This is a genomic window from Bartonella sp. ML70XJBT.G, from assembly GCF_028618575.1.
Lineage (GTDB): Bacteria > Pseudomonadota > Alphaproteobacteria > Rhizobiales > Rhizobiaceae > Bartonella.
In genome coordinates this window covers 57756-70842 of sequence record NZ_JAQITA010000001.1, presented here as the reverse complement: position 1 = coordinate 70842, position 13087 = coordinate 57756, and the positions used below count along the sequence as shown (strand labels likewise).

10 protein-coding genes are annotated in these 13087 nt (G+C 35.6%); 6 read left to right on the top strand and 4 right to left on the bottom strand.

Annotated elements, in window-relative coordinates; genetic code table 11:
• Positions 1 to 14: 14 nt before the first annotated feature.
• Positions 15 to 1280, bottom strand: a complete 1266-nt coding sequence (gene rho, locus PVV64_RS00220) for a transcription termination factor Rho (protein WP_006923656.1) — start codon at positions 1278 to 1280, stop codon at positions 15 to 17.
• A 636-nt stretch (positions 1281 to 1916) separates the two neighbouring features.
• On the opposite strand from rho, the gene PVV64_RS00215 reads away from it, so the two are divergent.
• The 6 genes from PVV64_RS00215 to polA all read left to right on the top strand — a co-directional run bounded on the left by PVV64_RS00215 (position 1917) and on the right by polA (position 8758).
• On the top strand, positions 1917 to 2741 hold the full coding sequence (locus PVV64_RS00215) for a pyruvate, water dikinase regulatory protein (protein ID WP_273759074.1): 825 nt from the start codon (positions 1917 to 1919) through the stop codon (positions 2739 to 2741).
• Positions 2742 to 2750: 9 nt separating this feature from the next.
• Complete coding sequence (locus PVV64_RS00210; protein ID WP_273759073.1) at positions 2751 to 3347, top strand: Maf family nucleotide pyrophosphatase; 597 nt, start codon at positions 2751 to 2753, stop codon at positions 3345 to 3347.
• Positions 3340 to 4221, top strand: a complete 882-nt coding sequence (locus tag PVV64_RS00205) for a shikimate dehydrogenase (protein WP_273759072.1) — start codon at positions 3340 to 3342, stop codon at positions 4219 to 4221. The genes PVV64_RS00210 and PVV64_RS00205 overlap by 8 nt, the downstream gene beginning before the upstream one ends.
• Positions 4218 to 4817 (top strand): dephospho-CoA kinase, encoded by a 600-nt coding sequence (gene coaE / locus PVV64_RS00200; RefSeq protein ID WP_273759071.1) that lies wholly within the window; start codon positions 4218 to 4220, stop codon positions 4815 to 4817. The genes PVV64_RS00205 and coaE overlap by 4 nt, the downstream gene beginning before the upstream one ends.
• Positions 4810 to 5517 (top strand): DNA polymerase III subunit epsilon, encoded by a 708-nt coding sequence (dnaQ, locus tag PVV64_RS00195; RefSeq protein ID WP_273759069.1) that lies wholly within the window; start codon positions 4810 to 4812, stop codon positions 5515 to 5517. The genes coaE and dnaQ overlap by 8 nt, the downstream gene beginning before the upstream one ends.
• 334 nt (positions 5518 to 5851) lie before the next feature.
• A complete protein-coding gene (polA, locus tag PVV64_RS00190) occupies positions 5852 to 8758 on the top strand; it encodes a DNA polymerase I (protein WP_273759068.1) in 2907 nt (968 codons plus the stop codon).
• Here polA and PVV64_RS00185 read toward each other — a convergent pair.
• The 3 genes from PVV64_RS00185 to PVV64_RS00175 all read right to left on the bottom strand — a co-directional run bounded on the left by PVV64_RS00185 (position 8755) and on the right by PVV64_RS00175 (position 12993).
• Entirely contained in the window at positions 8755 to 9633 is an 879-nt protein-coding gene (locus PVV64_RS00185) for an endonuclease/exonuclease/phosphatase family protein (protein ID WP_273759067.1), read from the bottom strand. The genes polA and PVV64_RS00185 overlap by 4 nt on opposite strands.
• Positions 9634 to 9741: 108 nt before the next feature.
• Positions 9742 to 10515, bottom strand: coding sequence for a Bax inhibitor-1/YccA family protein (locus PVV64_RS00180; protein WP_273719657.1), 774 nt, complete (start codon positions 10513 to 10515; stop codon positions 9742 to 9744).
• Positions 10516 to 11151: 636 nt separating this feature from the next.
• A complete protein-coding gene (locus PVV64_RS00175; RefSeq protein WP_273759066.1) occupies positions 11152 to 12993 on the bottom strand; it encodes an MFS transporter in 1842 nt (613 codons plus the stop codon).
• Positions 12994 to 13087 lie beyond the last annotated feature (94 nt).

Below are 13087 nucleotides of genomic sequence, written 5' to 3'. Positions count from 1 at the left end.
AAAACTTAATACTTCTATGTATTCATTGAATCAAAAAATTCACTATTGTTTTTTGTTTGTTTTAATTTATCAATTAAAAATTCAATTGCATCTGTTACATTCATAGGTGCTAAAATACGACGAAGTACAAAAATTTTATGCAAATCTTGTCGTGCCACTAAAAGCTCTTCCTTACGCGTTCCTGATTTTAGAATGTCCATAGCAGGGAAAATACGTTTATCTGCAACTTTACGATCAAGAACAATTTCCGAATTACCTGTTCCTTTAAATTCTTCGAAAATGACCTCATCCATACGACTACCAGTATCAATCAAAGCCGTTGCAATAATCGTTAAAGATCCACCTTCTTCAATATTGCGTGCTGCACCAAAAAAACGCTTAGGACGCTGTAGAGCATTTGCATCTACACCACCCGTTAAAACCTTACCAGATGAAGGAACAACCGTATTATAGGCACGCCCAAGACGTGTAATAGAATCAAGCAGGATAACGACATCACGCCCATATTCAACAAGACGTTTTGCTTTTTCAATAACCATCTCAGCTACTTGTACATGACGTATTGCTGGTTCATCAAAGGTAGAAGAAACAACTTCTCCTTTTACAGAACGTTGCATATCAGTCACTTCCTCTGGCCGTTCATCAATTAAAAGAACAATAAGATAACATTCAGGATGATTAGTGGTAATAGAATGTGCAATATTCTGAAGTAAAACCGTTTTTCCCGTCCGAGGAGGTGCTACAATCAACCCCCTCTGACCTTTTCCCAATGGAGATATCAAATCAATCACCCGTGAGGACATATCCTTCTCTGTAGGATCTTGTATTTCCATTTGAAAACGTTCGTTAGAATAAAGGGGAGTAAGATTATCAAAATGGATTTTATAACGAATTTTCTCAGGATCTTCAAAATTAATTGTATTAATTTTAAGAAGAGCAAAATAGCGCTCTCCTTCTTTTGGGCTCCGTATAGGGCCCTCAACAGTATCACCTGTTTTTAAAGAAAAAGATTGAATTTGTGCAGGTGAAAGATAAATATCATCTGGTCCTGGAAGGTAGTTAGCATCGGCAGATCGTAAAAATCCAAATCCATCTTGTAAAACTTCAACGACCCCTTCTCCTATAATTTCAACATCTTGCGATGCAAGTTTTTTTAAAATAGCAAACATTAATTCTTGTTTGCGCATCAGGGAAGCATTTTCAACTTCTAATGTTTCAGCAAAAGAAACAAGTTCAACGGGATTTTTACTTTTTAGTTCTTGTAGTTTCATTTCTTGCATGAAATATGCTCTTTAAGTGATGGAGAATTGTTTTTGAATTAATTTACGGAGAATCTCGAGAATGGAATATTCTTATTAAGGAAAAAGTATTGTACACCAATTTTTTTAATCTGCAAGCACCATTTATATGAATTACTTTTATAGAGGATGAAATAAATGTATAAAAAATTAATTATATAAATTGAAAAGTTCTAATATGAAGAATCTATAAAATATCTAAATAATATTTTAAAATAGAGTTATATAATTAAAAGCTATTTAAGAAATATTTAATTAATTAGATATAATCTCTATGTATCATAGATAAAAATAATTTAAAATTATTTTTATTTTTTTACAGAGATTTCTCTATAAAATAGATTTTTAAAGATGAGATTGTTCTTATTAGAGTCTGTGTTTAATGTGAATTATTGATTATACTTTATTTATCCTCAATTTTATCCACAAATAAAAAAAATAAAAAAACAAACATAACATTAAGTTAAAGATATTATCCCCATACTTTCCTCATAAGAGGATATAAAATATCACAACTGTTCAATTTGTGCATAAGAATGGAGAATTTTTTCTAAATTTTAGTTTTATATAAAAGACCGAGCATATATACACATTTGTTAACAAGGAGTTAATATTTTTGTGACAAAAGAAAAAAAAAGCTTTCATTTACACATGCTTTCTGATGCAACAGGAGAAACGTTAATTTCTGTGGGAAGGGCTGTTGCATCCCAATATGCCATGAGTCAAGCAACAGAACACATTTATCCTATGATTCGTAATGAATCACAGTTAAAAAAAGCTCTTGATGAGATACAACAAGAGCCTGGTATTGTTCTTTACACAATTATTGATAAAAAAATTAAGCTCCTTCTTAAGAGAAGGTGCGAGAAAATGGAACTTCCTTGTATAGACATATTACATCCTGTTTTGGATGCTTTTCAGTCTTATCTTGGAACACCAACAAATTTGCGAGCCAGTGCGCAGCATGATCTTAATGCAGATTATTTTCGTCGTATTGAGGCGTTAGATTTTACAATAGAACATGATGATGGACAATGTTCCAATGATTTATCAAATGCTGATGTAATTCTTGTTGGAATTTCAAGAACCTCTAAAACACCAACCAGCATTTATTTAGCAAATCGTGGAATAAAGACAGCAAATGTTCCTCTTATTCCAGGTATTGATTTACCAGAAGCTCTCTTAGAGGCAAAGAATGCTTTGATAATCGGTTTAATTGCTTCTGCTGAAAGAATCTCACATATTCGTCAAAATAGACATTTAGGAGATAATTTTGCCATTGAAAGTTATACTAATCGTATGAGTATCGCTGAAGAATTAACTTATGCAAAGCGCATTTGCGAACGTTTTGGTTGGCCTATTATTGATGTTACAAGGCGCTCTATTGAAGAGACAGCCGCCGCTGTATTTGAACTTTTGTCGCGATTTCGTGAAAAAAAATGAAAGAATCCCATGGCAACAGATAGTTTAATATTAGCATCTCTTAGTTCTTATCGTGCACAATTGTTAAAAAAGGCGGGTTTAAATTTTTTTATTGAAGGAGCCTCTTTTGATGAAAGAGAGGAAGAAAAAACAGCAAAAACAAAGACCCCTAAAGAACTCTGTTGTTTTCTTGCAAGTGCAAAAGCAAAAAATGTTTCTGATCGTTTTCCTAATGCTTTTGTCATTGGGTGTGATCAAGTTCTTGATTTGAGAGGTCAAGTTTTTCATAAAGTCACAAGTAGAAGGGAAGCACATCAACGTTTATGTGATTTATCAGGAAAAACCCATTCTCTTCATAGTGCAGTGGCTATATTTCACAATGGCCAAGAAATTTGGCTAGAGGCTTTTAGTGCACATATGTCAGTACGTCCTCTCTCATCAGAATTCATTGAACGCTATTTAGCACGTGTTGGAACAGATGTTTTAAACAGTGTTGGAGTTTATCAAATTGAAGGAGAAGGAATCCATCTTTTTGATAAAATTGATGGAGATTTTTTTACTATTATTGGTTTACCTTTATTACCATTGCTCATAAAACTGCGTCATTTAGGGGTAATTGATGGTTGATTATGAAATAAAATATAAAGAAAAAAATTACCCACGTGCTTTTGTTGTAGGTACTCCTATTTATCATTCAAAATCACCAAAAATCCACCATTTTTGGCTTAAACAATATAATTTACAAGGCGAATATCTGGCACAGGAAGTAAGCTCTGAAAAATTTAGAGATTTTTTCACATCTATAAGGAGAAGGGGGTTTTGTGGAGGGAATATCACTATCCCCCATAAACAAGAAGCTTTTCATTTAGCAAATTATAAAGATGATGTAGCAACAATGATTGGTGCTGTTAATACGCTTTGGTATGAAGGAGACAAACTTTGCGCCACCAATAGTGATGCCTATGGTTTTAGCGCTAATCTTGATGATTATGCTCCTGATTGGGGAGGAGAAACAGCGCTTATTTTTGGTGCAGGTGGTGCAGCACGTGCTGTTCTCTATGCCTTAAAAAAACGTGGATTTGAACGTATTTGCTTGGTTAATCGTACAAAGGAGCGCGCAGAAAATTTAGCGCAGCATTTCGGAAAACCTGTTGAAGTTCATTATTGGCAGAAGATAGATAAAATAATTTCTCAAGCTGATTTAATTGTCAACACAACCTCTGTAGGTATGACAAACTCTTATGAGAAAAAAACGGCTTCTTTTTTTTGCGATTTTCATAACATAAAAGCAACGGCATTGGTAACAGATATTGTTTATACGCCGTTGATAACACCTTTTCTACAACAAGCAAAAGCGCATGGTTTGAGGACTGTTGATGGACTTGGTATGCTTTTGCATCAGGCTGTTTTAGGGTTTGAAAGATGGTTTGGAATAAGACCAGAGGTTACAAAAGCATTACGAACAGCAATTTTACAGGATATGGGTGAAAAAGCAGAATGAAAATCATAGGGCTGACTGGGTCAATTGCTATGGGAAAATCTACCGTTGCTGATTTTTTCAAACAAGCAGGTATTCCTGTTTTTAGCGCCGATGATGCAACACACAAACTTTATAAGAGTAAACCGGTTGTATCGCTGATAGCACGTGTATTTCCGAGTGTGGTTGAGGATGGCGAAGTTAATCGCTTAAAACTTTCTGAAATTTTGATAAACGGCCATGAGAAATTACAAAGCTTAGAAAAAATAATACATCCTTTAGTGCAAAAAAAAGAAAAAGAATTCATTGAGATGGCACGCAAACAGGGAAAAAAATTAATTGTTCTTGAAATTCCACTTCTTTTTGAAACAAATAGTGAAAAACGTGTAGACAGTGTTGTTGTTGTCTCTGCACCAAGAGCAATACAAAAAGAACGTGCAATGATTCGACAAAATATGAATGAAGCAAAATTTACCTTTATTAATGCTAGGCAAATGTCTGATGAAGAAAAACGTAAACGTGCTGATTTTGTTATTAATACAGGAAAAGATTTAGAGAATACACGTGAGCAAGTTTTTTACGTGATAAAAAATTTACTAAAGAATGAAAGTCATGCGTGAAATTATTTTTGATACAGAAACAACAGGTTTAGATAAAGAGAAAGATCGCATAATCGAAATTGGTTGTGTGGAGATGGTTGATCGTTATCTTACGGGAAGCCGCTTTCATGTTTATTTGAACCCTCAAGGTGTCATTATTCCTGATGAAGTTGTAGCAATTCATGGATTGACCAATGAACGCTTAAAGAATGAAAAAAGTTTTAGTGATATTGCTGATGAATTTTTGGAATTTATCAATGGTGCTACAATGATTGCCCATAATGCAAGTTTTGATATTGGCTTTCTTAATGCAGAATTAGGAAGAGCAAATAAACCGCTTATCAGTATTGATAATATTCTTGATACATTGGCTATGGCTCGGCGTAAATTTCCTATGGGTCCTAATTCTCTTGATATTTTGTGCAAACGTTTTGGAATTGATAATAGTCATCGTGTTCTTCATGGTGCTTTACTTGATGCGGAGATTCTCGCCGATGTTTATATTGAACTCATTGGTGGCAAACAGGGAGTATTGGGTTTTGATAACAAAAAAAGGCATGATGAGGAAATAAAAAACAATAAAGACGCTCTTTATGCGATAAAAAGTCGTCCACAGCCCTTACCTTCAAGATTAAGCACACAAGAAAAAACTATGCATGCTGATTTTATCAGAAAAATGGGAGAAAAAGCTCTGTGGAATGACTTCAAAATCCCTGAATAGCTTCTCTCTTTTCCCTAAAGAAATTATCCAAAAATTTAAAAAAATCTCTAAAAACACTTCCTCTAAAAAAACGGTCGTTGTGGGGAGGGGAACACCACAACGACCTTGTCGCTACATCGTACCTCAGCTATCATAGGAGGAGCAAAATGAAAGCTATTATATCCTGTAACAGCAAAGAAAAGCTCTAGGTACCGAATATAAAGTGTAACGACTTCACACTTTATGGAAACAAAAAATGGCTTTTTAGAGGCAGCTTGATAAATTTTATCATAAGAGCAAAAAAAATGTATAAGAGTGCATTGTTTTTAGGCTGAAATGGAGAAATAAAATTGTCATGAAAGCAACAGATCATCTTTTTTTGGTTGATGGGTCGGGCTATATTTTTCGTGCTTACTATGCTTTACCGCCTTTAAAGCGCAAAAAGGATGGACTTCCTGTAGGCGCTGTAGCTGGTTTTTGTAATATGCTGTGGAAATTGCTTTGTGATGCACGCAATACCACTACGGGTGTTGTTCCAACACATTTTGCCGTTATTTTTGACTATTCATCGGATACTTTTAGAAAACAAATTTATCCACAATACAAAGCCAATCGGGAAAAACCACCAGAAGATCTTATTCCTCAATTTGCATTAATACGCCAAGCCACAAAGGCTTTTAATTTGCCTTGTATAGAAAAGGAAGGATTTGAAGCGGATGATCTCATTGCCACCTATGCAACATTGGCAACAAAGGTTGGAGCAAAAACAACCATTATTTCTTCGGATAAAGATCTTATGCAACTCGTAAATACCCATGTCTCTTTGTATGATGGAATGAAAGACAAACATATAGGTATTTCTGAAGTTATAGAAAAATGGGGTGTTACACCTGAAAAAATGATTGATTTGCAAGCTTTAATTGGAGACACAACGGACAATGTACCAGGTATTCCAGGTATTGGTCCCAAAATTGCTGCCCAATTACTAGATCAATTTGATTCTCTTGATCTTTTGTTAGAGCGTGTGACAGAAATAAAACAAACAAAACGGCGCGAAAATATTCAAGCATATAGTGAACAGGCTAAAATTTCTCGTGAGCTTGTTCGTCTTAAAACAGATGTCCCTATAGACAATGATTTAGATGATTTCATTTTGGAACCCCAAGATGGTCCACGTTTAATTGGTTTTCTTAAAGCTATGGAATTTTCAACACTCACGCGTCGTGTGGCAGAAGCAACGACATGTGTGGCATCAGCTATTGATGCGATTGATATAGATGTTGAGTGGGAAAAGCCTGAGTATGAGCGTGATTCTGATACAAAAAAGGAAGATAGTGCACTTCCCTATAATTTTTCAGAGAACTCTCCCCAGCAGTTAGCAGAAAAACGTAAAGATCAAGCATTAACTCAAAAAATGACAAGAGATGCTTATACAACGATTCTTGATGAAAAAATTTTGCAAGAATGGTTATGGCAAGCAGAAGAGCAAGGCTTTTTTGCCTTTGATACGGAAACAACATCACTTGATCCCATGCAAGCAAAGCTTGTTGGTTTTTCATTAGCATTACAACCGGAAAAAGCAGCTTATATACCTCTTGAACATGTTGAGGGAGGAGATGATCTTTTGGGAGGAGGGCGTATTGCTTTACAGATTGAAACCGAGAAGGCTTTGGCTCTTTTAAAACCGCTTTTAGAAAATGAAGCGATTTTAAAAATTGGTCAGAATATAAAGTATGATTGGTTAGTGATGAAACAATATGGTATCGTGATACGCTGTTTTGATGACACCATGCTGTTGTCTTATGCTTTAGATGCAGGAACATTAACCCATAATATGGACGATTTATCTAAGCGTTGGCTTGGACACAAACCGATTGCCTTCAAGGATTTAACATATAACGGAAAAAAGATTACTTCTTTTGCAGAGGTAGATTTGCAACAGGCAACGCTTTATGCTGCTGAGGATGCGGATGTAACGCTTCGGTTGTGGCAAGTTTTAAAACCACAACTTGTCTCTCAAGGCATGACGAAAATTTATGAACGTCTTGATAAGCCACTGATAGAAGTTCTTGCAAGAATGGAAGAACGTGGCATTCTTGTTGATAGACAGATTCTGTTGCGCCTTTCAGGAGAATTAGCGCAAGCTGCTGCTGTTCTAGAAGAGGAAATATATCAGCTGGCAGATGAGAAATTTAATATTGCTTCACCAAAGCAATTAGGTGATGTCCTTTTTGGTAAAATGGGATTACCTGGAGGAGGTAAAACCAAGGGTGGACAGTGGTCAACTTCTGCACAAACCTTAGAGGAATTAGCAGCTGAAGGTCATGTTTTACCACGTAAAATTATAGATTGGCGTCAACTTGCAAAACTAAAATCGACTTATACAGATGCTTTACCCTCTTATATTTTACCAAAAACAGGGCGGGTTCATACGAATTATTCTTTAGCAACAACATCAACGGGGCGGTTGTCATCATCAGAACCAAATTTGCAAAATATTCCAGTACGGACGACAGAGGGACGTAAAATTCGCACAGCTTTTGTTGCTCCAAAAGGTCATGTTTTGCTTTCGGCAGATTATAGTCAAATTGAATTGCGTATTCTTGCACATATTGCCGATATCAAGGCATTAAAAGAAGCCTTTGCTAAGGGGCAGGATATTCATGCTATAACAGCATCACAAATGTTTGGAGTAGCGATAGAGGGCATGCCATCAGATGTACGACGGCGTGCAAAAGCGATTAATTTTGGTATTATTTATGGCATTTCAGCTTTTGGATTGGCCAACCAATTGGGTCTTTCACGGCAGGAAGCGGGGCGTTATATTCAACTCTACTTTGAAAGGTTTCCAGGAATTAAAGACTATATGGAAACAACAAAAATCTTTGCACGTCAAAATGGTTATGTAGAAACAATTTTTGGACGTCGTATCCATTATCCAGAAATAAAAGCAGCGAATCTACAAGTTCGTTCTTTTAATGAGCGCGCTGCTATTAATGCACCGATTCAAGGGTCGGCGGCAGATATTATTCGCCGTGCCATGATTCACATGGAAGATGCTTTGCAAAAAGAGAAATTGTCAGCAAAAATGTTACTTCAAGTGCATGATGAACTGATTTTTGAGGTACCGGAAGACGAGAGTGAGAAAACCATGGCTGTTGTTAAAAAGGTTATGGAAAATGCCACAATGCCTGTTCTCTCTTTATCAGTACCCCTTGAAGTAAAAGTCATGATTGCACAAAATTGGGATGAAGCACATTAGTCTTTTTCGTTTATTTTGTTTTTAAGAATGGTCATTGCATTGGCAAGATCAAGATAAGCTTTAATAGGCAAATGATCCGAGGCAATGCGTGCAAGCGGTGAAGAATGATTTTCAATATTTGTCACTAATTGATGAGGAAAAGCAAAAATTCTATCAAGAGCGAGAAAAGGAAAGCGAGAGGGAAAACTTGGTACAGTTCCAAGTGTGCTATCAAAATAGGGAGAAAAATGCTTTAAAGAGGAACCTTTTCCTGTTCGCCATTCATTAAAATCACCAATGAGGAGTGTGGGCATGAGAGAGCGTTTTTGCAGAAGAGCAAGAAGCGTTTTTGTTTGTTGATTGCGAGAATGACGTAATAAGCCAAAATGAGCGGCAATAATACGAATAAGGCCTACGTTCATTTCTAGCTCTACAATCACAGCGCCACGTGGTTCAATCCCAGGAAGCGTGATTTGTAAGATATCACGTACATGTCCTTTTCGTACAAAAAGAGCATTACCGTGCCAGCCATGACCATCAGGTGACATGGTATTTAAGGGTACTCGAGTAAGACCTGTTTCATTTTTTAACAGTTGAAGATCAATCAAACCAACCCGTTCACCAAAACGTTTATCTACTTCTTGAAGAGCAAGAATATCAACTTGGAGTTCAGTAATAACACGTACGATACGCGTAGGATTAAAAATTTTATCAATACCGACACATTTATGAACATTATAGGATGCAACGGTAAGATCGTAATGATTGTTCTGATTGATTATATTTGCCTTATGACGCGAATGACTATGGATAGCATTTAAAAAAGAGCGAGGAAGCTTTTGCTGGATCAATGCGGAAAACTGAGAAAATCTTTGCTTGTAAGGCATTTTTGTCATTTTATGAAGGTTGGTGCATCAAAGGGAAAAATAAAAGTTTGCATTAAAAGCAAAAAACCTTGTTTCTTTTAAGAAACAAGGTTTTTAATGAGGCACTGTTTTTTACAATCAGTCACGGTTTGAGCCGAGAAACTGCAGCAAAAAGACAAACATATTGATAAAATCAAGGTAAAGACTAAGAGCTCCCATAATAATTTTACGCCCCTTTGTATCGCCTTGATCTCCTTCATAATACATCAACTTAATATTCTGTGTATCGTAAGCGGTTAGACCAGCGAAGATCAGTACACCAATCACGGAGATAGCAAATTGCAAGGCACTTGATGCAAGAAAGATATTCACAAACATGGAAAGCATCAAACCGACCAACCCTATAAAAAAGAATGATCCCATTGCTGTAAGATCGCGCTTTGTCGTATAACCATAAAGTGAAAGAGCCCCAAAAGATGCTGCAGTAATAACAAAGGTTTGTACAATACTTTCCGTTGTATAACGCAAAACAATCGAAGAGAGGGAGAATCCAACGAGAGCCGCATAACCAAAAAAGAGGCTACGGGCTGCACTTGTACTCAAAGTGTTTATTTTGAAACTAAGGAAGAATACCGCCACAAGTGGTGCAAACATAACAATATAAGAAAGTGGCGATGTGTAAAATGTTACTCCAAAGGGAGTTAAGTAAACACTGCTATTGATCTGAGCGGCTGCCTGGCTCATATCTGTTGTCATTGCTAATGATGCAACTGCATAAGCAGCAGCGGCTGTAATCAGCAAACCAATGGCCATTGTATTATAGACACCCAGCATATAACTGCGCAATCCTAGATCAATTGATGCATCGGCATGGGAAACAGACGCCGAACGTAAATTTTTGAAATCAGCCATAATATAAAGTCCTTTAGTATATGTTCCGCCAGATTTTGGAGTTTAAAAGAATCTCTGCCATTATAACAGCAATTTTGTATAAGCTATTATTTAGCATATACCAACAACTCCAGGCGCCGCTGGCGAAATTCCAGCATACCTTTCCTTATTATGGAGATTTATTTTAAAATTACAAGAGACTTCTCTTGGCAAGAAACCTTACAAATTGGTAATGAAGGAAGACATTTGATTAAGGATTTAAATCTTTTTAGTAAATTTTTACAAAGTGGAAGAAATTATTTTCGTGATGTTTTCTTAAAGAACACATACCAGAAATTTATTTTTGTATAGCTTCATTGGTAGTCAGCAAAATGCTTATAATATTTAGAGTAAGGGCAGCAGTTTTTAGAGCCAAAGGGAATTTATAAGAGCTATGAATTCATAATTTATAAGGTCTATAGAATTTTTAATATTTTTATTGTTCTTCCTCATGAATTTGCTCTTTTAAGGAAAAGAAGTTTTAGTCATGTTTGTAGATACTCTATGATTATGAGAGTTTTTAACAAATTTTGAATAAATTGATTACTTTAATTCTGCAGTTAAAACGACGATATGAAATAATTATTTTCCAATAAGTTAAGTGGTGGGCAAGACTTTTTATACCTTGTTAAAATCAACAGGCTTATAGATGACAGCTGTTATTTTAGGAAAAATTTTACGGCGTCTATGAATATCAGAAAAATTTGAAAAAAAAGATTTTTTAAAACCATAAATTTTAATAGGAACCACTATTGCTTTATCAATGATGATGGCGCTCTTTTCAGAAGTTTTCATGAAGTCTTTCGTCACAGAGATATTTTTTTCGAAAAAAACAATAACAGGCTTTTTTTGCATGAGGGTGTTTATAAAAGAGCGATTTGTAAATGGTTTAGTGAGATCAATAGGATAAGCATTGATATATTGAGCAAACGGACGCATCCACCAAAGTTTTGCAGTATGAGCGTCAATAATAATAACTGGGTTTCGCAAGTTTATGATTTCACAAAGAGCAAGAGCCAGAAAAACATTGAGAAAAGAGAGATGGTTAAAAGCAAGAATGGGGGATTTTCCAGCTTTGGAAAAATTTTTTATCCCTTTGATTTCTAAACGAAAAAATAATCGGAAAAAAATAAAAATAAAGTCGCGAAGAGAATCCGTGGGCAAATATTTTAGTGTAGCAATTGCAGTTATGAGAGAGCTGATACCAAGAATAAGAACGATCTTATCAATTGAAGCACCAAGATATTGAATAAAAGTGATAATACCTGCTCCTATAACCATAATAGCAGCGTTGAGGATGTTATTAGCAGCAATAACACGTGCGCGTTTATGAGGTTTAGCCCAAGCTTGCAGTGCAGAAAATCCAGGAACTACAAGAAAAGTACTTGAAATTGCTGCCAAGGCAAAATCAAACATAATATGCAATAATTTCGGATGAGAAAAGAAATCAATAAGCTTTTCAGCTTTTAATTTGGGATAAATATCGTTAAGAACAACACTTAAGTCTAAACAAACAAGGCCAAAGATAAAAGTTCCCATAACTGCTAATAATAAATTAATTCGTTCCGCTGAAAGCCAAGCCACCATCGCAGAACCAACAGCAGCAAAAATGGAAAACAATGTTAAAAATATGATAGTTCCATTGGGAAGGCAATTGAGAGAAGCAGTGAGTATTGGAATGATGGATAACAGTGTGGCTCCTATAAACCAAAACCACGAGATCATAAGGCTTACAATCAGTAAGCGCTTTTCTTGGATACAGTGTTTAAGAATAGATTTAGTGGCACGTATGATGTTATAATCAACAATAAAGTTCGATTGTACAGGAATGTTTTCTGGCATAAAGCAGCTTGTAACCCAAGAAAAGAGAGCAAAAGTTATTATAATGATTGCTGGAATAATTTGTGTTTGGTTTTGAAAATCGAAACTAAGGCCAGCCAACAATGTTCCTAATAAAATAGCAATAAATGTTGCTGTTTCTATCCATGCATTGGCACGTGGTAAGTGAGATTTTGCCATATGATCTGGTAATGTTGCATACTTAATGGGTCCAAAAAGTGCCGAAGCAGAACTAAAAAGGAATAAACATATCATCAGCAAACTGATAGAAGATAGAAAAAGAGAGCCCGCGGTTGCTAAAGCAATAAAGAGAGTAAAGAATTTAATCAAACGAGCTACCTTTGCCTTACTAAAGCAATCAGCTAATTGGCCTCCTGTTGCAGAAAATAGAAGATAAGGGAGTGAAAAAACGCCATTTGTTAAGCTAATGAGACTTGGTTGGTATTCTAAAGTACCACATGTGATAATGAGAAAAACTAAAGTATTTTTAACGAAATTGTCATTAAAAGCAACACAGAATTGGCTCCAAAACAGAGGTGCAAAAGCACGCGAACTCAATAGAAAAGAACGATCATCTGCGTTTAGGAAATTTTTCGAAGGAGGCGAATTTTTTTCATTCATCTTTCTTCTCCTTATCATTGAGTTCCATACTTTATAAAAGAGACAGTATATTTCCCAGCAAAAGAAGAAAAAACAATATGTTTTTTGGGTTTCA